The sequence below is a fragment of the Streptomyces sp. NPDC046915 genome, from assembly GCF_040644935.1.
GTDB lineage: Bacteria > Actinomycetota > Actinomycetes > Streptomycetales > Streptomycetaceae > Streptomyces.
In genome coordinates this window covers 109,756-134,339 of the sequence record NZ_JBEYXB010000015.1, presented here as the reverse complement: position 1 = coordinate 134,339, position 24,584 = coordinate 109,756, and the positions used below count along the sequence as shown (strand labels likewise).

Genomic DNA, 24,584 nt, shown 5'->3' with positions numbered 1-24,584 from the left:
CTTCACTGGTGCCGGGTGCGGGACTCGAACCCGCAAGCCCTCTCGGGCAGATGTGTTTGAGACATCCGTGTATGCCATTCCACCAACCCGGCAGGACCGGCTGCTCGGAAGCATACCGGGTCAACACAGCTCCCTGCCCCTAGGTAGGCTGCATAGGCAGCAGCACCTGCCCGGCCCGTACCAAGGAGCCCCCGTGACCGCCCCCGAGTCGCCCCAGCCCGTAGACGTGCCCGATGACGACAAGTCGCACGTGCCTCCGCTGACGACCCGAGTCGTCATCGCCGAGGACGAGGCCCTGATCCGGCTCGATCTCAAAGAGATGCTGGAGGAGGAGGGCTACACCGTCGTAGGCGAGGCCGGCGACGGGGAGCAGGCCGTGGAGCTGGCCCGCGAGCACAAGCCGGACCTGGTCATCCTGGACGTGAAGATGCCGAAGCTGGACGGCATCTCGGCGGCGGAGAGGATCGCCGAGGAGTCGATCGCACCGGTGCTGATGCTCACCGCGTTCTCGCAGCGGGACCTGGTCGAGCGGGCCCGGGACGCGGGCGCCATGGCGTACCTGGTGAAGCCGTTCAGCAAGAGCGATGTCGTTCCGGCGATCGAGATGGCCGTCTCGCGCTTCAACGAGCTGCGGCAGCTGGAGAAGGAGGTCGCCGACCTCACGCAGCGGCTGGAGACGCGCAAGCTGGTGGACCGGGCGAAGTCGATCCTTCAGACGGAGTACGGGCTGACCGAGCCGGCCGCGTTCCGGTGGATCCAGAAGACCTCCATGGACCGCCGGATGTCGATGCAGCAGGTCGCGGAGGCGGTCATCGCGGACAGCGAGGAGAAGAAGTCGGCTAAGGGCTGATTCCAGACGCTTTCGTGCGGCGAGGCCCGCGCCCCGGAGAAGCGGGCGCGGGCCTCGTCGTATATACGCACGTTCGGTCTACGTGTTTCGGTCGGGCTAGTCCTCGCCCAGGTACGCCTTGCGTACGGACTCGTCGTGCAGCAGGTCCTGCCCGCTGCCCGAGAGGACGATCTTGCCGACCTCCATGACATGGCCGTGGTCGGCCAGGGACAGCGCGGCCTGGGCGTTCTGCTCGATGAGCAGGATGGTGGTGCCGTCGGCCTTGAGTTCCTGGATGGTGGCCATGATCTTCTGCATCATGATCGGGGAGAGGCCCATGGAGGGCTCGTCGAGCATGAGCAGCTTGGGCCGGGACATCAGGGCGCGCCCCATCGCGAGCATCTGCTGTTCGCCGCCCGAGAGGGTGCCCGCGGGCTGCCTTCGCCGCTCCCCGAGGATGGGGAAGAGGTCGTAGGCGCGCTGGATGTCCTTCTCGATGCCGTCCTTGTCGCTGCGCAGGAAGGCGCCGAGGCGCAGGTTGTCCTCGATGGTCATGCGGGGGAAGATGTGCCGGCCTTCGGGGGAGTGGGCCAGCCCCAGCGAGACGATCTTGTGCGCGGGGATCTTGTTGAGCGTCTTGCCGTCGAACTTGATCTGTCCGGCGAGGGGCTGGAGGAGACCCGAGAGTGTCCGCAGGGTCGTCGTCTTTCCGGCGCCGTTCGTGCCGATGAGGGTGACGACTTCGCCGGCTTCGACCTTGAACGAGATGCCCTTGACGGCTTCGATCTTGCCGTAGGCGACCCTGAGGTCTTCGACCTCGAGCAGTGCGGTCACTTGGCGTCTCCTTCTGCGGTGCTCTGCGCCTCGGAGGCCTCGACCTCGGCCTCGGCTTCGGAGGCCTCGGCTTCGGCAGCCTCGACCTCGGCGGCCTCGTCCGTACCGGGCGCGCCCTCGAAGGGTGTGCCGAGGTAGGCGGCGATGACGCGTTCGTCGGCCTGGACGACTTCGGCGCTGTCTTCGACGATCTTTTCGCCCTGGACGAGCACGGCGACGCGGTCGCAGAGGTTCATGATGAACCGGATGTCGTGCTCGATGACGAGGATGGCCGTGCCCTTGTCACGGATGGCGAAGACGAGTTCCTCGGTGGCCCGGGTCTCCTGGGGGTTCATGCCCGCGGTGGGCTCGTCGAGGAGCAGCAGGCCGGGCTCGCTGGCCAGTGCGCGGGCGATCTCGAGCTTGCGCTGTTCGCCGTAGGGCAGGTTGCGCGCGAGATGGTCCGCCTTGGCGGCGAGGCCGGTGAACTGAAGGAGTTCCATGGCGCGTTCGCGGGATTCCTCCTCGGCCTTCTTGAAGCTGGGGAGGCGCAGGAGCGCGGACCAGAGGCCTTCGTTGGTTCTGGTGTGGCGTCCGACGAGCACGTTCTCCAGGACGGTCATGTTGGCGAAGAGCCGGATGTTCTGGAAGGTGCGGGCGATGCCGGCCTGGGTGACGAGGTGGGGCTTGGGCGGCAGGACGGTGCCCTTGTACTTCACTGTCCCGCTGGTCGGGACGTAGAGGCCCGTCAGGCAGTTGAAGAAGGTGGTCTTGCCTGCGCCGTTGGGCCCGATGAGGCCGACGATCTCGCCGCTGTTGACGGTGAGGTCGACGGAGCGTACGGCGGTGAGGCCGCCGAAGCGCATGGTGACGTCGCTGGCGTCGAGAACCGTCGTGGTGGTGGCGGTTGTGGTGGTGGTCATGGCGGTCACGCACCTGCCTTGGCGACGCCGGTGGTCTCTGGCAGTTCCGCGTCCTCGGGTACGTCCAGTTGTCCGGTCTCGTGGAATTCGAGCTGCTTCCTGCGGTCGGCGACGAGGCCTTCGGGCCTGAAGCGCATGAGGAGCATGAGCGCGATGCCGAACAGGAGGAGCTGGTAGTCCGCCATGAACTGGAGTTTGGCCGGGATGAGGTAGAGGAGGGAGGCGCCGATGAGGGGTCCGCTGATGGTGCCCATGCCGCCGAGGATGACGGCGGCGAGGAGGAAGGCGGAGTTGGGGGGTACGGAGCCGGCGAACTGGTACTGCTCGGGGGTGACGCTGTAGGAGACGTGGGCCTGGACGGTGCCGGCGAAGCCGGCGAGGGAGGCGCCGAGGGCGAAGGCGAGGAGCTTGAGGCGGAAGCCGTTGATGCCCATGGCGGTGGCGGCGGTCTCGTCCTCGCGGATGGCGACCCAGGCGCGGCCGATGCGGGATTCCGCGGAGCGGCGGAAGACGGTCACGACGACGGCCGTGAACAGCAGCATCAGCAGGTAGTAGTTGCCTGAGCGGGTGAGCTGGTGGCCGAGGACGTCGTGGGGGATGCCGAGGTTGTAGCCGAAGATCTCCAGGTCGGGGATGTTCGGGATGCCGTTGGAGCCGTTGGTGACGTCGGGGCCGCTGTTCCCGTTCAGGTTGTTCATGGTGATGCGGAAGATCTCACCGAAGCCGAGGGTGACGATGGCGAGGTAGTCGCCGCGCAGCCGCAGGGTGGGGGCGCCGATGACCACGCCGAAGATCAGTGAGGCGAGGGCGCCGGTGAGGACGGCGGCCCAGAACGGGAAGTGGACGCCGATGGTGGACTGGGGGGAGCCGGAGACCAGGGCGGCGGCGTAGGCGCCGACGCCGAGGAAGGCGACGTATCCCAGGTCGAGCAGACCGGCCAGACCGACGACGACGTTGAGGCCGAGGGCCACGGTCGCGAAGATCAGGATGTTGGCGCCGATGAGGGCGTACTGGTCGTTGCCCTGGGTGAAGGGGAAGCAGATCGCGGCGGCGAAGGCGGCGGCGACGGTGACGCTGCGGTGTTTGGCGGTGAGGGCCGACAGTCGCTTGAGGAGGCCGGCGCGGGTGATGGCGGTGAATCCGAAGCCGGCGATGATGAGGAAGCCGACGAACAGTTCGGAGTAGTCGGTGCCGATGCCGTAGGAGAAGACGTACAGGCCGGTGCCGAAGCCGGCGGCGATGACGAGGATCTCGGCCCAGGAGGGGAGTTCCTTGGCGCGGCCCGGCTCGGGGGCGGTGAGCGAGTGGCGGAACCTGCCCCAGAGGGCGGGGTTGGGGTCGCTCTCGTCGTACGGCTGGTCGACGGGGAGGCCGAAGGCCGCGATGACGGCGACGAGGGAGCCGATGCCGGAGACCCAGGCGCCGGGTTCGAGGTTGACGAGGCCGCCGAGTTCGTCGCTGATGGCGCCGATGGCGTAGCCGGTGGTGCCGAAGGTGCCGAGGGCGAGGAGGACGACGGGGCTGTTGGTGCCGCCGGGGGTGAGCCAGCCGAGTCCTCGGATGCCGTAGCCGGAGAGGGCGAAGAGCATGGTGAGGACTGACCCGATGAGGGTGAGGACCTGGAGGCCGCCGGGGTAGCCGGTGACGGTGAGGTCGCCCGGGAACTCCGCGGTCCAGGTCCAGGCGAGGAAGGTGCCCACGAGTGCGACGGCGGAGCCGGCGATGGTGGTGATGCGGGCGATGGCCGGGGGCAGCGGGATCAACGGGGTTGCCCGGGTGGGCGAGTTGGTGCTGTCCGGGGTCTCGGTGGGTGTTTTGGTGGTCATGGGTATCACGCCCGATCCGCGACGCGTTCGCCGAGAAGGCCCTGTGGCCTCAGGAGCAGGACGAGGATGAGGAGGGCGAAGGCCCACACGTCCTTCCAGGCGCCGCCGCCGAAGAGGTCCATGCCGGGGATGTCGCCGATGTAGCCGATGGCGAGGGATTCGGCGACGCCGAGGACGAGGCCGCCGAGCATGGCGCCGTAGATGTTGCCGATGCCGCCGAGGACGGCCGCGGTGAAGGCCTTGAGGCCCATGAGGAAGCCCATGCGGAAGCCGACCTGGCCGTTGTGGAGGCCGTAGCCGACGGCGGCGATGGCGGCGAACGCGGCGCCGATGGCGAAGGCCATGACGATGATGCGGTCGGTGTTGATGCCCATGAGCTTGGCGGTGTCCGGGTCCTGGGCGGTGGCCTGCATGCCGCGTCCGGAACGGGTCTTGGTGACGAAGAACCCGAGGGCGATCATGCAGAGGGGAGCGGCGATGATGACGAAGAGGTCGCCGCGCTGGATGTTGGCGCCGAAGACGTCGAAGGGGCCGCCGTCGAACTGGGGGAAGGGGCGGTCCTTCTTCGCGTCCGGGTACCACTTCCAGACGATCTGCTGGAGGACGATGGACAGTCCGATGGCGGTGATGAGGGGTGCCAGGCGGGGGGCGCTGCGCAGGGGGCGGTAGGCGAAGCGTTCCGCCGCGGTCGCGACGCCGACGGAGACGATGACGCCGCCGAGGATCATGAGGGGGATGGCGATGCCCAGGCCGAAGCCCTTGGGCAGCCAGAGCCAGACGGTGAGGGCCCCGAAGCCCCCGACCATGAAGATCTCGCCGTGGGCGAAGTTGATGAGCTGGACGATGCCGTAGACCATCGTGTAGCCGATCGCGATGAGTCCGTACATCGCGCCGAGGATGAGTCCATTGGCCAGCTGTTGCGGCAGTTCGTTCACCGCAGGGCCTCCGTGGAGTGGTTCGGATACGGCGCCGCGCGGGAGCGCTGGTGGGCACTCCCGCGCGGCCTGATCAATGTGTGCAGTGGTGAGGAACGGGTGTTATGTCCTCGCTCAGCCGATCTTGGGCACCCCGCTGTACTCCGGAGCCCACGCGTTCTTGTTGATCTTGTACGCGGTCATGGTGTGGTTGGTGGTGTCGCCGTACTGGTCGAAGGAGATGGTGCCGGTGACACCGTCGAACTTGACCTTGGCCATGGCCTCCAGGACCGCCTTGCGGCCGTCGGAGGGGAGCTTGCCGCTGTTGCCTTCGACGGCGAGCTTCACGGCCTCGATGATGGACCAGGTGGCGTCGTAGGTGAGGCCGCCGTAGGCCTCGTAGGCGTCCTTGTAGCCCGCGTTCTTGTAGTTCGCGATGAACGTCTTGGCGGAGGGGAGCTGCTCGACGGGCTTGCCGACGGAGGTGGCGAGGTCGCCCTCGGCCTTCTTGTTGAGCTTGGGGTAGTCGCCGGAGTAGATGCCGTCGCCGCCCATGAGCGGGATGCTCTGGCCGCTGTCCTTGAGCTGCTGGCTCAGGGGGGCGGCGGCCGGGTACTCGCCGCCGTAGTAGAGGGCCTCGGCGCCGGTCTTCTTGATCTTGGCCACGACGGCGTTGAAGTCGCGGTCGTCGGGGTTGATGTGGTCGCTGCCGACGATCTTGCCACCGAGCTTGGTGAAGTTGGTCTTGAAGGACGCGGCGAGGCCGGCGCCGTAGGTCTTCTGATCGTCGATCAGGTAGGCCTTCTTGATCTTGCCCCTGTTGTACAGGTAGTCGGCGGCGAAGGCGCCCTGGATCTCGTCCGTGGTGGCGGTGCGGAAGAACGTCTTGAACTGACGGACCCGGTTGTTGGTCTTCCAGCCGTCGCCCTGGGTGAGTTCGGTGCCGGTGTTGGCCGGGGAGACCTGGGTGAGGCCGGCATCGTTGAACGGCTTCTGCATCTGCTGGGAGACGCTGGAGTTCAGCGGGCCGACGACGCCGAGGACGTCCTTCTCGCTGATGAACTTCTGGGCGTTCTGCTGGCCGACGGAGGGCTGGGCCTGGTCGTCGAGGGCTTCGACCTTGAACTCGACGCCCTTGACGAATCCCTGCTTGTTGGCCGTCTTGGCGGCCAGGTCGGCGGAGTTCTTGATGCCGAGGCCGAGGGCCGAGAGGTCGCCGGTGGTGGGAGCGTCGACACCGATCACAACCGTGGTCTTGTCGCCGCTGCTGCTGCCCTTGTCATCGCGCGACCCACAGGCGGTGAGTGTCAGCGATCCCGCCGCGAGTGCGGCGGTGATGGCGATGATCGAACGTTGACGCACGAATCAGGTCCTTTCCCTGGCGCGCGGCGGCTCCCCGTGGAACGCACCGAGTCCGGCGCCGTGGCCATATGGCCGGCTGTGAATCGCGTGGCGCGGTGACTGGCCGTGACTCTAAGCGTGTGCGGGGAACGTGGAGGAGTGTCTGACCAAGGCTGTGACGCTCTTGTTATGACACGACGTAATGCAGAGCGGTACTGGGTGGGGGGAAGCGTGGAATTCCAGCCGATTCGCCCTGTCCGCATGGTGAGAACCCGCAGGACGCGCGCTCGTGATTTCAGTAGCGTCGAACTGTTTTGGTGATGACGTGGATTTGTTGCCGAGGGCGACCAGGGCGGCTTTCGAGGGCGGTGCGGGCGGTGGGGGCACCGGAGTTGACGCGCGTGGTTTTCATTGCGCGCGTATTACGCAGAGTTACGCCTGGGGAAGAGGGCCGGGCATTCGCCGGCGCATTCCCGCGTTCCGTGACAAGATCGCCGCTCATCCCCAAGGGCCCTTGCTCGGGCCGCCCGTTCGGTACCGGTCGTCGCAGCCCTCGCGCGCCTTGCGCTCGACGATCCGGTCGGCCGAGTCGGCGTCGCCGTGTTCGAGTTCGGCGCGGGCGGCGTCCACGACCTCTCTGAGGATGTCGTACTGGCCGTCGGACAGGCCCATCTCCTGGTAGTCGCCGACGGTGTCCCCCTTGAGCTGCCTGCGCGACCAGTACGCGACGATCCGCGTGCACAGTTCCTCGGGCGACGTGGTGTGGGGTGCGGGCGCGCCGGTGGCGGTCGCCGGGCCGCTCCGGCTCGCCGCCCCGTCCGCGGTGCCGGAGCCCGCGCATCCGGCGGCCAGGGGGCCCGCCAGGAGTACCAGCCCGAGCCCGAATCCGAGTGCCGCCCCCGGCGCGGGGGCCCGTCCCGTAGCCATGCCTCGACGCTATGCGGCCGGGTGTGTGACATCAACTGCCGGGCGGCCGCGGTCTGGTGCGAGCGGGTCAGTCGGTCGCGCGCAGATGGGACCCGTCGCCGGGCCGCACGTCCCGCAGCAGACAGGTCAGCCGCGCGGTGCACACCCGCCGGCCCTCCTCGTCGCTGATCACGATCTCGTACGTCGCCGTCGACCTGCCCCGGTGCACGGGTGTGGCCACGCCGGTGACGAGGCCGGAGCGCACGCCGCGGTGGTGGGTGCAGTTCAGGTCCACGCCGACCGCGATCTTCGAGCTGCCGCCGTGCAGCATCGAGCCCACCGAGCCGAGGGTCTCCGCCAGCACCGCGGAGGCGCCTCCGTGCAGCAGCCCGTACGGCTGGGTGTTGCCCTCCACCGGCATGGTGCCGACGACCCGGTCCGCCGACGCCTCCGTGATCTCCACACCCATCCGCTGGCCGAGGTGTCCGGCGGAGAACAGCGCCTGGAGGTCGATGCCGAGCGCCGCGTACTCGTCGATGACCTCCTGCGGGAACTCCACGTGCTGCTGCTCACCCATCGGCCCGGCTCCGTTCGTCGTACATGTGTCTGCCTACTGAGCAAACGCTCAGTCGGTGGCCGATTGTTCCAGACGCACGACGACGGACTTGCTGGCCGGGGTGTTGCTGGTGTCCGCCGTGGCGTCCAGCGGGACCAGGACGTTGGTCTCCGGGTAGTACGCCGCCGCGCAGCCCGGCGCGGTCGGGTAGTGCACGACCCGGAATCCGGGCGCCCGCCGCTCCACGCCGTCCTGCCACTCGCCGACCAGGTCGACGTACGACCCGTCGGCCACGTCGAGCTTCCGTGCGTCCTCGGGGTTGACGAGGACGACCCGGCGGCCGTTCTTGATGCCCCGGTAACGGTCGTCCAGACCGTAGATCGTGGTGTTGTACTGGTCGTGCGAGCGCAGCGTCTGGAGCAGGAGGCGGCCCTCGGGCAGTTCGGGGTACTCCACCGGGGCCGCGGTGAAGTTCGCCTTGCCCGTCGCCGTCGGGAAGCGGCGCTCGTCGCGCGGGGCGTGCGGCAGGGCGAAGCCGCCAGGGCGGGCCACACGCGTGTTGAAGTCCTCGAAGCCGGGGATCACGCGCGCGATGCGGTCGCGGATGGTGGCGTAGTCCTTCTCGAACTCCTCCCACGGCACCTTGCTGTCCTCGCCGAGCACGCGGCGCGCCAGGCGGCACACGATCGCCGGCTCCGACAGCAGGTGGGAGCTCGCGGGCTCCAGGCGGCCGCGTGAGGCGTGCACCATGCCCATGGAGTCCTCGACCGTCACGAACTGCTCCGCGCTCTTCCCGCTCGGGCCGGCCTGCACATCCCGCTCGGTGCGGCCCAGCGTCGGCAGGATCAGGGCGCGCGCGCCGGTGACCACGTGCGAGCGGTTGAGCTTCGTCGACACGTGGACGGTCAGCCGGGCCCGGCGCATGGCCGCCTCGGTGACCTCGGTGTCGGGGGAGGCGGAGACGAAGTTGCCGCCCATGGCGAAGAAGACCTTCGCCTCGCCGTCGCGCAGCGCGCGGATGGCCCGTACGACGTCGAAGCCGTGCTCGCGCGGGGGTGCGAAGCCGAACTCCTTCTCCAGGGCGTCCAGGAAGGCCGGGGCGGGGCGTTCGAAGATGCCCATCGTGCGGTCGCCCTGCACGTTCGAGTGACCGCGCACCGGGCACACGCCCGCGCCGGGGCGGCCGATGTTGCCCCGCAGCAGCAGGAAGTTGACCACCTCGCGGATGGTCGGCACGGAGTGCTTGTGCTGGGTGAGGCCCATGGCCCAGCAGACGATGGTGCGCTCGGAGGCCAGGACCATGCCGAGGGCCTTTTCGATCTCCGCGCGCGTGAGGCCGGTCGCGGTGAGCGTCTCGTCCCAGTCGGCGGCGCGGGCGGCCTCGGTGAACTCCTCGAACCCGTGGGTGTGTTCGCGGACGAACTGTTCGTCGACCGCGCCCTCCGTCTGGAGGATCAGCTTGTTCAGGAGGCGGAAGAGGGCCTGGTCGCCGCCGATGCGGATCTGAAGGAACAGGTCGGTGAGGGCGGCGCCCCGGAGCATGCCCTGCGGGGTCTGCGGGTTCTTGAAGCGTTCCAGGCCCGCCTCGGGCAGCGGGTTCACGCTGATGATCTTCGCCCCGCCGGCCTTGGCCTTCTCCAGGGCGGAGAGCATACGGGGGTGGTTCGTGCCGGGATTCTGTCCGGCGACGATGATCAGGTCGGCCTTGTGGAGGTCCTCCAGCAGGACGCTGCCCTTGCCGATGCCGATCGTCTCGTTCAGCGCCGAGCCGGACGACTCGTGGCACATGTTCGAGCAGTCGGGCAGGTTGTTCGTGCCCAGCTCGCGGGCGAACAGCTGATAGAGGAACGCGGCCTCGTTGCTCGTCCGGCCCGAGGTGTAGAAGACGGCCTCGTCGGGGGAGGCGAGGGCGGCGATCTCCTCGGCGATGATGCCGAAGGCGCGCTCCCAGCTGACCGGCTCGTAGTGTTCGCCGCCCTCGGGCAGGTACATGGGATGCGTGAGGCGGCCCTGCTGGCCGAGCCAGTAACCGCTGCGGCCGGCGAGATCGGCGACCGGGTGCGCGGCGAAGAACTCGGGGGTGACCCGGCGCAGGGTGGCCTCCTCGGCCACCGCCTTCGCGCCGTTCTCGCAGAACTCCGCCTTGTGCCGGTGGTCCGGCTCGGGCCAGGCGCAGCCGGGGCAGTCGAAGCCGTCCTTCTGGTTGACCCGCAGTAGCGTCAGCGCGGTGCGCCTCACACCCATCTGCTGCTGGGCGATGCGCAGGGTGTGCCCGATGGCCGGCAGCCCCGCCGCCGCGTGCTTCGGCTCCTCGACCTCAGGCGCGTCCTGGACCGGATCCCCCGTGGGCGGCTTCGCTGCCATCGCACGCTCCCCTTCGACTGCGTGTGTGCCGTGCGCGACCGATCCTCGCACGAGGGGGTGACAATGCCTGCGGTCGGGCATGAGGGAGGTGCGGGATGGTCGCTCGTGCGGGAGGGCCGGTGGACCGGCGCCCGCCCACCCCGACCCCGACTGTCAGTGGGGCGTGGCAGGATCGGGGGCGTGGCAGAAACAGCATCGAAGACGACCGACAAGACCCCCGGTGGCACCCGTCCCCGGCTGATGCTCATGGACGGGCACTCGCTGGCCTACCGCGCGTTCTACGCGCTGCCCGCGGAGAACTTCACCACCGCGACGGGCCAGCCGACGAACGCGATCTACGGCTTCGCCTCGATGCTGGCCAACACCCTGCGTGACGAGGCGCCCACGCACTTCGCGGTGGCGTTCGACGTCTCCCGCAAGACCTGGCGCTCCGAGGAGTTCACGGAGTACAAGGCGAACCGCTCCAAGACCCCGGACGAGTTCAAGGGCCAGGTCGAGCTGATCGGCGAACTGCTCGACGCGATGCAAGCGCCGCGCTTCGCGGTCGAGGGTTTCGAGGCGGACGACGTCATCGCCACCCTCGCCACCCAGGCCGAGGCCGAGGGCTTCGAGGTGCTGATCGTCACCGGCGACCGCGACTCCTTCCAGCTGGTCTCCGAGCACACGACGGTGCTGTACCCGACGAAGGGCGTCTCGGAGATCACCCGGTTCACCCCGGAGAAGGTTTTCGAGAAGTACGGATTGACGCCCGCCCAGTACCCCGACTTCGCGGCGCTGCGCGGCGACCCGTCCGACAACCTCCCCGGCATCCCCAAGGTCGGCGAGAAGACCGCCGCGAAGTGGATCAACCAGTTCGGCTCCTTCGCGGAACTGGTCGAGCGCGCCGACGAGGTCAAGGGTGTGGCCGGGCAGAACCTCCGCGACCACCTGGAGGCGGTCAAGCTCAACCGCCGGCTCACCGAGCTGGAGCGCCGGGTCGAGCTGCCCAAGGCGGTCGCCGACCTGGAGCGGGCCGCGTACGACCGCAAGGCCGTCGCGATGATCCTGGACACCCTGGAGATCCGCAACCCGTCCCTGCGCGAGCGGCTCTACGCCGTCGACCCCGGCGCGGAGGAGGCCGAGGTCACCCCGATCGCGACGGACGGCGTGCAGATCGACGGCACGGTCCTCGGCACGGGCGAGCTGGCCCCGTGGCTCGCCGGGCACGGCACGGAGCGGCTCGGCGTCGCCACCGTCGACGCCTGGGCGCTGGGCACCGGCTCGGTCGCCGAGGTCGCGCTCGCCGCCGCCGACGGGGCCGCCGCCTGGTTCGACCCCGCCGAGCTGGACGAGACCGACGAGAACGCGTTCGCGGCCTGGCTCGCCGACGCGGACCGCCCCAAGGTCCTGCACAACGCCAAGGGCGCCATGCGTGTCTTCGCCGAGCACGGCTGGTCCGTCGAGGGCGTGACCATGGACACCGCGCTCGCCGCCTACCTGGTCAAGCCGGGCCGCCGCTCCTTCGACCTGGACGCGCTGTCCCTGGAGTACCTGCACCGCGAGCTGGCCCCCGCCGCGGCGGCCGACGGCCAGCTGGCCTTCGGCGCGGACGACGGCGCCGAGGCCGAGGCCCTGATGATCCAGGCCCGCGCGGTCCTCGACCTGGGCGAGGCCTTCGAGGGCCGCCTGGAGGAAGTGGGCGCGGCGGAGCTGCTGCGGGACATGGAGCTGCCCACCTCCGTGCTGCTGGCCCGCATGGAGCGGCACGGCATCGCGGCCGACCGGACGCACCTCGAAGCGATGGAACAGATGTTCGCGGGCGCGGTGCAGCAGGCGGTGAAGGAGGCGCACGCCGCGGCGGGCCACGAGTTCAACCTGGGCTCGCCCAAGCAGCTCCAGGAGGTCCTCTTCGGCGAGCTGGCCCTGCCGAAGACGAAGAAGACCAAGACCGGCTACACCACGGACGCCGACGCCCTGGCCTGGCTCGCCGGCCAGACCGACAACGAACTCCCGGTGATCATGCTCCGGCACCGTGAGCAGGCGAAGCTCCGGGTCACGGTCGAGGGCCTGATCAAGACGATCGCGGGCGACGGCCGCATCCACACCACCTTCAACCAGACGGTGGCCGCGACCGGCCGGCTGTCCTCCACGGACCCCAACCTCCAGAACATCCCCGTCCGCACGGACGAGGGCCGGGCGATCCGCCGCGGCTTCGTCGTCGGTGACGGCTTCGAGTCCCTGATGACCGCGGACTACAGCCAGATCGAGCTGCGCGTGATGGCCCACCTCTCCGAGGACGCGGGCCTCATCGAGGCGTTCACCTCCGGCGAGGACCTGCACACGACGGCGGCCTCCCAGGTGTTCGCGGTGGACGCCTCGGCGGTGGACGCGGAGATGCGCCGCAAGATCAAGGCGATGTCGTACGGCCTCGCCTACGGGCTGTCGGCCTTCGGCCTGTCCCAGCAGCTCAACATCGAGGCGGCCGAGGCCCGCGCCCTGATGGACGCGTACTTCGAGCGCTTCGGCGGCGTACGGGACTATCTGCGCCGGGCGGTCGACGAGGCGCGGGCGACGGGCTACACGGCGACGCTCTTCGGCCGCCGCCGCTACCTCCCCGACCTCAACAGCGACAACCGCCAGCGCCGCGAGGCGGCCGAGCGCATGGCCCTCAACGCGCCCATCCAGGGCACGGCGGCCGACATCGTCAAGATCGCCATGCTCAAGGTGGACAGCGCGCTGCGGGCGGCGGACCTCAGGTCCCGCATGCTCCTCCAGGTCCACGACGAAATCGTCCTGGAGATCGCCCCCGGCGAGCGCGAGGCCACGGAGGAGATCGTCCGCCGCGAAATGGCGGCCGCGGTCTCCCTCAGGGCCCCGCTGGACGTCTCGGTCGGCGTCGGCCCCGACTGGGAATCCGCGGCGCACTAGCCTCCGGCGGTTCGACAGCAGTCGGGGGCCCGGCCAACAGGGCCGGGCCCCCGAACTTCCCGAAGTCCCTGCGGCCTGATCCCCGCCGCGACGGCGAGCAACCACAACGGCGCACCCCGGCGGTGCCGAACCAGCCGAATCCTGTTCACCGGGCCCACCTGCACGCTCCGATCCGCCGAAGCCCCGCAGGGAAGCGTCACTCACGTGGCCCCCGCCAGAACGCCCCCACCGCCCCCGCCCGTAAGGATGCGGTCATGGGTATACGCACGCTCCACCGCCGGACGGCCCACGCCCGGCCCCCGAGCCGGCCGGGCGCCGCCGAGGCACCGGACACGCCGCCCCCGCCGGTTCCGGCCCTCTCGGCCGAGGCAAGTACCGCCCGCATCCCCGCCGACCCGGCCGGGGCCGTCCGCAGGACGACGGCAGACGTCAGGCGCAGGCTCACCGGCCGGCTCTCCCGGGCGAAGAGAGCGGCCGCCGACCTCGGCCGCGGCTACTTCGCGCTGCTCCTCGCGCGGCTCCCGAGAACCCGCCCCCCGCGCACCATGACCGTCTTCGTGGCGCCCCTCACCGAGCGGCCGACCGGGTCCGCCGCGCGCCGGTCCCGCCCGGACGGACGGTATCCAGGGCCGGACGCCACACCCTGACCCCGACGGCGTACGCGAGCAGCCCCGGCACCAGCCCCGCACCCAGCCCGAAGCACAGTGTCGGCACCAGTTCCCAGGGCTTCGCGGTGGCACCCCAGTACGCCCACCACCGCAGCGCCCGCTGCGCGGCGCCGGCGACCGCGCAGCCGCCGATCACCACGACGGCCCACCACCGGTCCCGCGCCGACAGCAGCGGAACCCCCACCGGCTCACTGATCGGCGCCCGCCGTACCGCACGCCCCACCCACGCCGCGATCACGAGGGCGGCCATGAACGAACAGCCGTACTGGAGGTACGAGTACAGCGGCATCCCCGCCGGGGACCGGTCGAGAACCGGGAACAGCCGCACCCCCCAGCGGTCGTGGTGCGTGAACGCGTCCCACACCACGTGCGTCGACGCGCCGAGCACCGCGGAGACGTACCACCAGGCGGCCTGGACGGGCCGCACGCGCGCGCGTGGCGCCCCGCACCGCAGCAGGGCCGCCCACCGTCCCTGGCGGCCCCGCGGCAGCAGCGCCACCAGCGGTTCGCGCAGCACCAGCCACAGCCCCACCAGGCCCCAGGACACCAGCACGTCGACGCTCAGCACCCCGGCGAAGGAGTGCGTGACCTCCCCGAACCGCATCGCCCCGGGCAGGAGGCTCGCCGCGTAGTAGGTCATGTCGGGAGAGAAGGAACCCGCCACGAGCACCGCCGGTATCAGCCGGCCCCGCCCGGACCCGTCCCCGCGGACCGCGGGCAGCACGGCCGCCGCATGGCTGAAAGTGAACGGCAACTCGGCCCCTTTCGCCGGATGTTACGGGGCGGATCGCCCGTGATCACGCGGCCCAGTATGCGGGACCGGGCCCCGGACCAACGGGACATGGCCAACCGGTGAAAATCGGGCAGCACCGGGTGCCCCCGCAAAGGAAGTTGTCGTAGGGTCACCTGGGTCACGGTGCCGGGAAACACGGTCGAACACATCGGCGTTCGAGTGGAAAAGCGCAACGGGGGCAACCACAGCCACAGGTCATCCGTCAGAACGAGCGAGCGGGAAGCGCGGAAAGACTTGAGACGGGCGCTCGGGCGTCCATGGGAGGGGTTCACTCTATGGCGGCGCATTTCGGCAGTCGGCTGCGCAAAGGGGCGGCGACCACCGCCGTGGCCGCGGCGGCGGTCGCGGCTCTCTCCGCGTCCCAGGCTCCTGGAGTGACGGCCGAGGACACGGGCAGACAGACCGCCGCCGGCGCCACCACCGCGCCGGACGCGACGTCCGACGGCGATGCCACCGGCAACTCGCCGTACTACACGGACCTGCCGCCGCTGAACAGCCCCAACCCCAGCGCCAGTCCGTCGCCGACCGCCGGCGCGCCGGGCTCGGCGGGCGCGGCCGAGGCGGGCATACCCGCGACCGTCCTGGACGCCTACAAGAAGGCCGAGGCCGAACTGCGCGAGTCCAAGCCGGGCTGCAACCTGCCCTGGCAACTCCTCGCCGCCATCGGCAAGGTCGAGTCCGGCCAGGCACGCGGCGGACGCGTCGACGCGAACGGCACGACCATCGGCCGGATCCTCGGCCCACAGCTCGACGGCAACGGCTTCGCGCTCATCAAGGACACCGACAAGGGCGCGTACGACGGCAACAGCTCCTACGACCAGGCCGTCGGACCCATGCAGTTCATCCCGTCCACCTGGGCCTGGGCCGGGCGCGACGGCAACGACGACGGCGTGAAGGACCCCAACAACGTCTACGACGCCGCGCTCGCCGCCGGCCACTACCTGTGCCGCAACAACTGGGACCTGTCCCAGCAGAGCGGCCTGAACAGCGCCATCCTCAGCTACAACAACTCGCAGGACTACCTCAACCTGGTCCTGTCGTGGCTGGAGTACTACCGCAAGGGCACCCACTCCGTCCCCGACGGCACCGGTTCGGTGCCCTCGCACCGCAGCGACGACCACACGCCGGGGGCCGGCCCCTCCCCGAAGCCGTCGAAGCCGACCGAGCCGGGCCACGGCAACAGCAGCCCCGACCCGTCGACGCCGAGCACACCGCCCAGTACGCCACCGAGCACACCGCCCAGCACACCACCGAGCACGCCGCCGAGCACGCCCCCCACCCCCACCGACACGGTGGACCACCTGGAGGACGCGGGCACCGCCAAGCTCACCGCGATGGCCGGGGACGCCTTCACCAAGCGGATCAGCACGCGCGCGGAGACCAAGGCCGGCAAGTCCGTCGGCAAGGTCAGGATCCGGTTCACCATCACCGGCGACACGGACGCCACCTTCACCGGCGGTGAGAAGGTCGCCACCGTGGTCACCGGCAGCACCGGCATCGCCGTCGCACCCCCGCTCCAGGCGGGCGAGAAGACCGGCGACTTCACCGTCCACACGGCCGTCGTGGGTCGCTCGGTCACCGGCGTCGACTACAAGGCGACCGTCACGGCGCGGGCCGCCGACACCCTCGCCCGCACCAGCGACACCGCGCTGACCTGCACACCCGGCGGAGAGTTCGCCGACCAGGTGGAGGTGAAGGCCACCTACAAGGGCGCCGTCGCCGACAAGGTCGCGGCCACCGCGACCCTGATCAAGTCCGCGGACGACCCGACCGCGAACGACAAGGGCCCCTACTTCAAGGACGCCGACGGCAAGGCCGTCCGCACCCTGACGGGCCTGGAGACGGACGCCAAGGGCCTGCTGAAGCTGCCGAAGCTGTACGCGGACGACACCACCGGCACGTTCCTGCTCCGCATCACCACCCCCGGTGGCGCGACGCTGACCGTCGAACTCACGGTCGCCGCCGCGGACTCGTCGGCGAGCCCGTCGCCGAGCAGCACCGAGAGCACCTCCGCGTCGCCGAGCCCCTCCGCGTAGGGACCGGCCGCGCCCGGCGAGGGCGCCTCTCCGCTCCGGCGGAAGGGCGCCCTCGTTCCGTGTGCGCGACCTGTTCTCATCTCGGCCTCCCGTTGCTACCGTGCCCGGACCTGACGATGCATCAGATGCGTCGTTCCGGAGGGCCGGGGGAGGTCCCGCATGCGTGCCCTGATCGCCGCCGCGACCGGTTTCGTCCTCGCCTTCGCCCTGGTGGTGCTGGCGGTCACCGCGATGGGCTCCCCGACCGGCAGCACGTCCCCCAAGCCGCTGCTCACCACGGTGCCCCAGCACCCGTGACCGCCCGCCCGGGAGGGAGGCCGAGATGCGCCGTACGGCCAGTCTGATTCTGCTCGCCCTCGCCGTGTTCTTCGCGGCGCTGTCCCCGCTGCTGCGCTGGTACGCCTTCCCGCACCTGGCGAAGATCCCCGCGGACCAGTACCAGGACATGGTCCTCGAGGCGAAGAACGCCACCCTCCTCGACTACGGCACGATGAAGGCGAAGAGGGTCTCCAAGGTCACCATCGTGCAGACCCTCAAGGGCGATGTGGACGCGGCACGCGAGATCGAGAAGACGGCGGGGCGGGACGTGGTCGTCTGGAACGGCCTGTCCTACATACAGGGCCCCGACGGCAAGATGGTCTCCAAGGTCCCCGAGCGCTACATCTTCGACGCCCACTCACAGGAACCCGTCCACGCCACCGGCGAGATGGTCGACGGCGATCCCGTCAGACGGGACGGCATCGAGTTCAAGTGGCCCTTCCTCACGCAGAAGCGGGACTACGAGTACTTCGACGCGCAGACCCGTACCACCAACCCCATCCACTACAAGGGCACTCGGACGTTCCGTGGCCTGAAGGTCTACTACTTCGAGCAGACCATCCCGTGGACCAAGGTGAGCATGCCCAAGACCATGCCGGTCAAGGGAATCACCCCCGAGTCGGTCGCCAAGACCGGCACGACCCGCTGGTACACCACCGTCCGCAGGTTCTGGGTCGAGCCCGTCACCGGCGCCCCCGTCTACGGCGAGGAGAGCCACCAGGAGGAACTGCGCGGCGGCACCCTGCTCGGCGGACGCGCCAAAGTGACGGCGTTCGCGGGTGACGTGAAGATGCGCGAGGACTACATCGAGCACACCGTGGCCCTGGTCGAGCACAACCGCACGATCGTCCTGCTGATGACGTCGTACCTGCCCTGGGGCTTCCTGGTCCTGGGCACCCTGCTGCTGGCGCTGTCCCTGTACCTGGAGGCACGCGGCCGCGGACCGTCGGACCCAGAACCCGCGCAGGCCACCGCACCGGAACCGGTCAGCGCCTGAGGCGGGCGTTGGTGTGCCGCGTCGGTTCGGCGGTGGCCGGGTCCTCGGGCCACGGATGCTTCGGATACCGCCCGCGCAGTTCCGCCCGTACGCCCTTGTAGCCGTCCTTCCAGAAGGACGTGAGGTCCGCGGTGACGGCGGCGGGCCGCCCGGCGGGGGACAGGAGATGGACGAGCAGCGGCACCCCCGCCACGAGGGGTGACTCCCTCAGCCCGAACATCTCCTGGAGCTTCACGGCGAGGACGGGCTGCTCCGGATCGCCGTAGTCGATCCGGATTCTGGACCCACTCGGTACGGTGATCCGCTCGGGGGCGAGTTCGTCGAGCCGCGCGGCTTCCCCCGAGGACCAGGGCAACAGCCGCCCGAGCGCCGCCCCGGCATCGATCCGCGCCAGGTCCGCGCGTCGCCGGGCCCGGCCGAGCTCGGGCTCCAGCCACTCGTCCACGCGCGCGTACAGCGCCTCGTCGGACACGTCCGGCCACGGCTCCCCGACCCGCAGCCGCAGGAAGGCCAGCCGCTGCCGCAGCCCGACGGCCTCCGCCGGCCACCGCAGCAGCCCGAACCCCTCCTGCCGCAGCCCTTCGAGCAGCGCCTGGCGTACGAGGCCGGAATCGACCTCCTTCAGGGGCCGTACCGCCAGCTCGACCGCCCCCAGCCGCTCCACCCGGCGCGCGACGACGTCCCCGTCCCTCCAGCGCACCTCGTCCCGCTCCTCGTACAGCGCCCCCGCCGCGGACCGTGCGAGCTCCTCGTCGACCACGGCCCCGAGCCGCACACGCGCGTGCCCCTTGCCGAGCGGCCGGTCGGCCACGGCGACGGCGATCCAGGGCGCCCCGTGCAACGCCGACCCCTCGGCGAGCTCGGCCCGTGTTCCGGAGACCATCAGGTACGACCCGCCGTCGAGCCTGGCGACCCGCTCGGGGAACGCGAGAGCGGCGACGAGCCCGGCGATCCGGTCGTCGCCGCTCCCCGCACCTGCGGGCGGGCGGGAAACCCCCTCCGGCACGACGGCCCGCAGCCGCCGAACCTCAGCAGCCCACCGCTTGGCGTACGCGTCGCCCCCACGCCGCGCGACGCGCAAGGCCGACGCCAGGTCGTCCCCGTAATCCCGGGGCGCCTCTTCACTCAGCAGCGCAACGACTTCGGCACCCTCACCGGAGGTGTCCAGCAGCGCTCGCCCCAGCCGGGGGTGCAACCCCAGTCGAGCCAGCACGGCACCGCGGTCGGTCGCCCGCCCGGCGGAGTCCACCGCCCCAACGGCTGCCAAAGCGGAGCGGGCCGTCGCCATCGCCCCGCCCGGCGGAGCGTCGAGCAGTGCCAGCCCGGAGGCGTCCGGATCGCCCCAGCAGGCCGCCTGGAGGGCGAACGCGGTCAGGTCGGCCACCTTGATCTCCGGCGACGGAAAACGCGGCAGACGCCCGTCCTCGGCCTCGGACCAGCACCGGTACACGATCCCCGATGCCTCACGCCCGGCCCGCCCCGCCCGCTGCCGCCCCGCCGCGTGCGACGCCCGTACCGTCGTCAGCGCGCTCAGCCCGCGCGCGTGGTCCACCCGCGGCTCCCGGGCCAGCCCCGAGTCGACGACCACCCGCACCCCGGGAACCGTCAGGGACGACTCCGCCACGGAGGTCGCCAGCACCACCCGGCGCCGCCGTCCGGGCACCAGCACGGCGTCCTGCACCGCCGCCGGTGCCCGTCCGTGCACCTGGAGCACGTCCACGTCACCCAGGTCCCCCAGCAGCCCGGCGACCCGCGCGATCTCACCCACGCCCGGCAGGAAGCACAGCACGTCCCCCGCGCACTCCGCCAGCGCCCGCCGCACCACCGTGGCCACGTGCGCGAGCAGCGCCGGATCCACCCGCATGCCGTGCGGCGGCCGTACCGCCCGCGCCGGGGGCGCGTAGACGATGCCGACCCCGTGTGCGGAACCCCGGGCCTCGACGATCGGCGCCCCGCCGAGCAGCCGTGCCCATTCCCCCCAGTCCGTGGTCGCCGACGCGGCCACCAGCCCCAGCTCCGGCCGCAGCGTCTCCCGGACGTCCCACAGGAACGCGGCCACCGTGTCCGCGTCCAGATGCCGCTCGTGGCACTCGTCGAGCAGGACCACGTCGACACCGGTCAGTTCCTGGTCCCGCTGGAGCCGCTGAAGCAGCACACCGGTCGTGACGACCTCCACGCGCGCGCGGCGGCCCACCACCCGCTCGCCGCGCACGCTGTAACCGACGCTGTCGCCGACCTTCTCGCCCAGCAGCCAGGCCATCCGCCGGGCGGCGGCCCGCGCCGCGATCCGCCGCGGCTCGGCCACGACCACCCGCCGCACCGGCCCGTCCCCGAGCAGCCCGGCCAGCGCGAGCGGCACCAGCGTCGTCTTGCCGGTGCCGGGCGGCGCGCCGAGGACGGCGGTGCCGTGCTCGTCCAGGGCGTCGTTCAGGGCGGGCAGGGCGCCGCGTACGGGCAGGGCGTCCAGGGCGTCGTAACGGATCACACGTTCAGTCTCGTACGCACACGAAGATCGCCGTCCCCGGGATCAGGCTTCCCCGCAGCGGCGACCACCCGCCCCACTCGGAGCTGTTCCAGGCCGGCCACTCCGGCTCCACCAGGTCCACCAGCCGGAAGCCCGACGCCACGATGTCCCGGACCCGGTCGCCGAGCGTCCTGTGGTGCTCGACGTACACCGCCCGGCCCTCGTCGTCCTGCTCGACGTACGGCGTGCGGTCGAAGTAGGAGGCGGACACCGACAGGCCCTCGGGTCCGGGCTCGTCCGGGAACGCCCAGCGGACGGGGTGCGTCACCGAGAACACGAACCGGCCGCCCGGCCGCAGCACCCGGCGCACCTCGCGCAGCACCAGCCGCGGGTCGGCGACGAACGGCAGTGCCCCGTACGCCGAGCACGCCAGGTCGAAGGAGCCGTCCCCGAAGGGCAGCGCGCCGGCGTCGGCGCACACCAGCGGAAACGGTCCGCCGATGCGCAGCGCGTGCTGGAGCTGGCGGTGCGAGAGGTCCAGGGCCACCGGGCGGGCGCCCTGGGCGGCCAGCCAGCGCGAGCACTGGGCGGCGCCCGCGCCGATCTCCAGCACGTCCCTGCCCTTCAGGTCCTCGGGCGGGCCGAGCAGCTCCGCCTCCACCTCGTCCAGGCCCTCGGGGCTCCACACGAAGCGGTCGTCGCCGAGGAACGTGCCGTGTTCGACCTGGTACTCGTCCGCGTTCCGGTCCCACCAGCCCCGGTTGGCCCGGGAGCTCTCCGTCGTCCCGGCGGCACGCCGGGTGGCTTCCGGTTCGAACGGTTCGGGCTCTTGGATGATCGGCTCCCTCGTCGTACTCTTCCGTGCAACCCGTCGGGGGCGTGTCACCGAAGAGGTCCCGCAGGCCTACTTGGCCTCGTGGGACGGTTCTTGTGCCGGGTATGCGGCGATCCGCCCCGGGTGTGCGGCTTCGCGCATTGACCCTGCCCGGCTGCCCCCGTATGCTACAAGTTGCGCTGCGGGCCTGCGCACCTCAGACGTAGCAGGCTGCGCTCGCATCTGTTGTATGTCCCCTCGGTTGTCGAGGCGTCATCACCCATATCGGTGGGGCGCTTCCTTGGCTGTCCGGCTTCTACAGAGCGAAACGGGCTCCCGGCGTAAGCAGTACCTACGACTTCAATGTCCGTACCGGAGCCCTTTCCCACATGACGAGCAGCACCGAGACCACCGCCACCACCCCGCAGGTTGCGGTCAACGACATCGGTAACGAGGAAGCCTTCCTCGCCGCTATCGACGAGACGATCAAGTACTTCAACGATGGCGACATCGTCGACGGCGTCATCGTCAAGGTTGACCGGGACGAGGTTCTCCTCGACATCGGTTACAAGACCGAAGGTGTCATCCCGAGCCGCGAGCTCTCGATCAAGCACGACGTCGACCCCAACGAGGTCGTCGCCGTCGGTGACGAGATCGAAGCCCTTGTTCTCCAGAAGGAGGACAAGGAAGGCCGCCTGATCCTCTCGAAGAAGCGCGCCCAGTACGAGCGTGCCTGGGGCACCATCGAGAAGATCAAGGAAGAGGACGGCATCGTCACCGGTACCGTCATCGAGGTCGTCAAGGGTGGTCTCATCCTCGACATCGGCCTCCGTGGCTTCCTCCCGGCCTCCCTGGTCGAGATGCGCCGCGTCCGCGACCTCCAGCCCTACGTGGGCAAGGAGCTCGAGGCCAAGATCATCGAGCTGGACAAGAACCGCAACAACGTGGTCCTGTCCCGCCGTGCCTGGCTGGAGCAGACCCAGTCCGAGGTCCGCCAGACGTTCCTCACCACCCTCCAGAAGGGTCAGGTCCGTTCCGGCGTCGTCTCCTCGATCGTCAACTTCGGTGCCTTCGTGGACCTGGGTGGCGTCGACGGTCTGGTCCACGTCTCCGAGCTCTCCTGGAAGCACATCGACCACCCGTCCGAGGTTGTCGAGGTCGGCCAGGAGGTCACCGTCGAGGTCCTCGACGTCGACATGGACCGCGAGCGCGTCTCCCTGTCGCTGAAGGCGACCCAGGAAGACCCGTGGCAGCAGTTCGCCCGCACCCACCAGATCGGCCAGGTCGTGCCCGGCAAGGTCACGAAGCTGGTTCCGTTCGGTGCGTTCGTCCGCGTGGACGAGGGCATCGAGGGTCTGGTCCACATCTCCGAGCTGGCCGAGCGCCACGTGGAGATCCCGGAGCAGGTCGTCCAGGTCAACGACGAGATCTTCGTCAAGGTCATCGACATCGACCTCGAGCGCCGTCGCATCAGCCTCTCGCTGAAGCAGGCCAACGAGTCCTTCGGTGCCGACCCGGCCTCGGTCGAGTTCGACCCGACCCTGTACGGCATGGCCGCGTCCTACGACGACCAGGGCAACTACATCTACCCCGAGGGCTTCGACCCCGAGACCAACGACTGGCTCGAGGGCTACGAGACCCAGCGCGAGGCGTGGGAGCACCAGTACGCCGAGGCGCAGCAGCGCTTCGAGCAGCACCAGGCGCAGGTCATCAAGTCCCGCGAGGCGGACGAGAAGGCCGCTGCCGAGGGCGGCGACGCTGCGGGTGCGGCTCCGGCCGCTTCCGGTGGCGGTTCGTACTCCTCCGAGGGCCCGGACACCTCCGGCGCGCTGGCCTCGGACGAGGCGCTCGCCGCGCTGCGCGAGAAGCTGGCCGGCGGCCAGAGCTGATCGCTGCCGCTGAGGCTTAGCCGATAGCTGGTCCTGAGGGGCCGCACCTTTTGAGGTGCGGCCCCTCAGACTCTTTCGGGGGGTGCCCGCGGTCTTTCGAGTGCCCGCCGTCCGTGGCTTGTCGCGCAGTTCCCCGCGCCCCTGAGGTGGGCTGCACTTGCCCCTCGTTCGTACCGGCGCCGTGAGATCCCTGATCAACGGCGTGGCGCGGGAATGCCCACGTTCCAGGGCGCGTTGTGCTCTGTGAAACGAGGAGGGGCGGTCACTGTGCTTGATCCGCAGGGTTTGTACGCGTGGGAGCCGAAGGGGCTGGCCGTCGTCGACATGGCGCTGGCCCAGGAATCGGCCGGTCTTGTCATGCTCTACCACTTCGACGGATACATCGACGCGGGGGACACCGGCGACCAGATCGTCGACCGGCTCCTCGACTCGCTGCCCCACCAGTTGGTGGCCCGCTTCGACCACGACCGGCTCGTGGACTACCGCGCGCGCCGCCCGCTGCTGACCTTCAAGCGCGACCGCTGGACCGAGTACGAGGACCCCGCCATCGAGGTCCGGCTCGTCCAGGACACCACCGGTGCGCCCTTCCTGCTGCTGTCGGGCCCGGAGCCGGACGTGGAGTGGGAGCGGTTCGCCGCGGCCGTACGGCAGATCGTGGAGCGCCTCGGCGTCCGCCTGTCCGTGAACTTCCACGGCATCCCCATGGGCGTCCCGCACACGCGGCCCGTCGGCCTCACCCCGCACGGCAACCGCACCGACCTCGTCCCGGGACACCGCAGCCCCTTCGACGAGGCCCAGGTGCCCGGCAGCGCCGAGGCGCTCGTCGAGTACCGCCTCATGGAGGCGGGCCACGACGTCCTGGGCGTCGCCGCGCACGTCCCGCACTACATCGCGCGCTCCCCGTACCCGGACGCGGCCCTGACCGTCCTGGAGGCCATCACGGCCGCGACCGGCCTGGTCCTCCCCGGCATCGCGCACTCCCTGCGCACCGACGCCCACCGGACCCAGACCGAGATCGACCGGCAGATCCGCGAGGGCGACGAGGAACTCACCGCCCTCGTCCAGGGCCTAGAGCACCAGTACGACGCCGCTGCGGGGGCCGAAACCCGCGGCAACATGCTCGCCGAACCGGCCGACATCCCGTCCGCGGACGAGATCGGCCTCGAGTTCGAACGCTTCCTGGCGGAGCGGGAGGGCGACAACTGACTCCCCGCCGGACAGGCCCT

The 24,584-nt window shown here is 70.4% G+C and carries 19 protein-coding genes and 1 tRNA gene; 8 read left to right on the top strand and 12 right to left on the bottom strand.

The window, feature by feature from the left end:
- Positions 1-6 precede the first annotated feature (6 nt).
- A tRNA-Leu gene (locus tag ABZ915_RS33085) sits at positions 7-92 on the bottom strand.
- Positions 93-193: 101 nt separating this feature from the next.
- On the opposite strand from ABZ915_RS33085, the gene ABZ915_RS33080 reads away from it, so the two are divergent.
- The gene (locus ABZ915_RS33080) at positions 194-850 is read left to right on the top strand and encodes a response regulator (protein WP_361810869.1); all 657 of its coding nucleotides are present in this window, start codon (positions 194-196) and stop codon (positions 848-850) included.
- 96 nt (positions 851-946) lie between these two features.
- Here ABZ915_RS33080 and ABZ915_RS33075 read toward each other — a convergent pair whose 3' ends face one another.
- From ABZ915_RS33075 to ABZ915_RS33040, 8 genes are all read right to left on the bottom strand, one after another.
- Complete coding sequence (locus ABZ915_RS33075) at positions 947-1,663, bottom strand: ABC transporter ATP-binding protein (RefSeq protein ID WP_361810867.1); 717 nt, start codon at positions 1,661-1,663, stop codon at positions 947-949.
- Complete coding sequence (locus ABZ915_RS33070; protein ID WP_361810865.1) at positions 1,660-2,565, bottom strand: ABC transporter ATP-binding protein; 906 nt, start codon at positions 2,563-2,565, stop codon at positions 1,660-1,662. The genes ABZ915_RS33075 and ABZ915_RS33070 overlap by 4 nt, the downstream gene beginning before the upstream one ends.
- 5 nt (positions 2,566-2,570) lie before the next feature.
- Positions 2,571-4,391, bottom strand: coding sequence for a branched-chain amino acid ABC transporter permease (locus tag ABZ915_RS33065; RefSeq protein WP_361810863.1), 1,821 nt, complete (start codon positions 4,389-4,391; stop codon positions 2,571-2,573).
- A gap of 5 nt (positions 4,392-4,396) precedes the next feature.
- Positions 4,397-5,326, bottom strand: coding sequence for a branched-chain amino acid ABC transporter permease (locus ABZ915_RS33060; RefSeq protein ID WP_361810861.1), 930 nt, complete (start codon positions 5,324-5,326; stop codon positions 4,397-4,399).
- Positions 5,327-5,440: 114 nt separating this feature from the next.
- A complete protein-coding gene (locus ABZ915_RS33055) occupies positions 5,441-6,652 on the bottom strand; it encodes a branched-chain amino acid ABC transporter substrate-binding protein (protein ID WP_361811065.1) in 1,212 nt (403 codons plus the stop codon).
- 492 nt (positions 6,653-7,144) lie between these two features.
- A complete protein-coding gene (locus tag ABZ915_RS33050) occupies positions 7,145-7,573 on the bottom strand; it encodes a hypothetical protein (RefSeq protein WP_361810859.1) in 429 nt (142 codons plus the stop codon).
- A 67-nt stretch (positions 7,574-7,640) separates the two neighbouring features.
- Positions 7,641-8,129, bottom strand: a complete 489-nt coding sequence (locus ABZ915_RS33045; protein WP_361810857.1) for a hotdog fold thioesterase — start codon at positions 8,127-8,129, stop codon at positions 7,641-7,643.
- A gap of 48 nt (positions 8,130-8,177) precedes the next feature.
- Positions 8,178-10,472 (bottom strand): FdhF/YdeP family oxidoreductase, encoded by a 2,295-nt coding sequence (locus ABZ915_RS33040; protein ID WP_361810855.1) that lies wholly within the window; start codon positions 10,470-10,472, stop codon positions 8,178-8,180.
- A gap of 180 nt (positions 10,473-10,652) precedes the next feature.
- On the opposite strand from ABZ915_RS33040, the gene polA reads away from it, so the two are divergent.
- Entirely contained in the window at positions 10,653-13,379 is a 2,727-nt protein-coding gene (gene polA / locus ABZ915_RS33035) for a DNA polymerase I (RefSeq protein WP_361810853.1), read from the top strand.
- 254 nt (positions 13,380-13,633) lie between these two features.
- On the top strand, positions 13,634-14,026 hold the full coding sequence (locus tag ABZ915_RS33030; RefSeq protein WP_361810851.1) for a hypothetical protein: 393 nt from the start codon (positions 13,634-13,636) through the stop codon (positions 14,024-14,026).
- On the opposite strand, the gene ABZ915_RS33025 is transcribed toward ABZ915_RS33030, so the two are convergent.
- The gene (locus tag ABZ915_RS33025; RefSeq protein WP_361810849.1) at positions 13,947-14,801 is read right to left on the bottom strand and encodes a DUF4184 family protein; all 855 of its coding nucleotides are present in this window, start codon (positions 14,799-14,801) and stop codon (positions 13,947-13,949) included. The genes ABZ915_RS33030 and ABZ915_RS33025 overlap by 80 nt on opposite strands.
- 314 nt (positions 14,802-15,115) lie before the next feature.
- Here ABZ915_RS33025 and ABZ915_RS33020 point away from each other — a divergent pair, with 314 nt between their 5' ends.
- The 3 genes from ABZ915_RS33020 (at position 15,116) to ABZ915_RS33010 (ending at position 18,191) form a co-directional block, all read left to right on the top strand.
- Positions 15,116-16,876, top strand: a complete 1,761-nt coding sequence (locus ABZ915_RS33020; RefSeq protein WP_361810847.1) for a lytic transglycosylase domain-containing protein — start codon at positions 15,116-15,118, stop codon at positions 16,874-16,876.
- Positions 16,877-17,035: 159 nt separating this feature from the next.
- Positions 17,036-17,173 carry an SPW_0924 family protein gene (locus ABZ915_RS33015; protein ID WP_361810845.1) on the top strand — a complete coding sequence of 46 codons (138 nt, stop codon included), beginning with the start codon at positions 17,036-17,038 and terminating at the stop codon, positions 17,171-17,173.
- Positions 17,174-17,198: 25 nt separating this feature from the next.
- Positions 17,199-18,191, top strand: a complete 993-nt coding sequence (locus tag ABZ915_RS33010) for a DUF3068 domain-containing protein (protein ID WP_361810843.1) — start codon at positions 17,199-17,201, stop codon at positions 18,189-18,191.
- On the opposite strand, the gene hrpB is transcribed toward ABZ915_RS33010, so the two are convergent.
- Both hrpB and ABZ915_RS33000 read right to left on the bottom strand, forming a co-directional pair.
- Positions 18,181-20,676 carry an ATP-dependent helicase HrpB gene (gene hrpB, locus ABZ915_RS33005; RefSeq protein WP_361810841.1) on the bottom strand — a complete coding sequence of 832 codons (2,496 nt, stop codon included), beginning with the start codon at positions 20,674-20,676 and terminating at the stop codon, positions 18,181-18,183. The genes ABZ915_RS33010 and hrpB overlap by 11 nt on opposite strands.
- A gap of 4 nt (positions 20,677-20,680) precedes the next feature.
- Positions 20,681-21,541: a class I SAM-dependent methyltransferase gene (locus ABZ915_RS33000; protein WP_361810839.1), complete on the bottom strand. Its 861-nt coding sequence runs from the start codon at positions 21,539-21,541 to the stop codon at positions 20,681-20,683.
- 317 nt (positions 21,542-21,858) lie between these two features.
- Here ABZ915_RS33000 and rpsA point away from each other — a divergent pair, with 317 nt between their 5' ends.
- Entirely contained in the window at positions 21,859-23,358 is a 1,500-nt protein-coding gene (rpsA, locus tag ABZ915_RS32995; RefSeq protein ID WP_361437177.1) for a 30S ribosomal protein S1, read from the top strand.
- Positions 23,359-23,625: 267 nt separating this feature from the next.
- Complete coding sequence (locus ABZ915_RS32990) at positions 23,626-24,564, top strand: PAC2 family protein (protein ID WP_361810837.1); 939 nt, start codon at positions 23,626-23,628, stop codon at positions 24,562-24,564.
- Positions 24,565-24,584 lie beyond the last annotated feature (20 nt).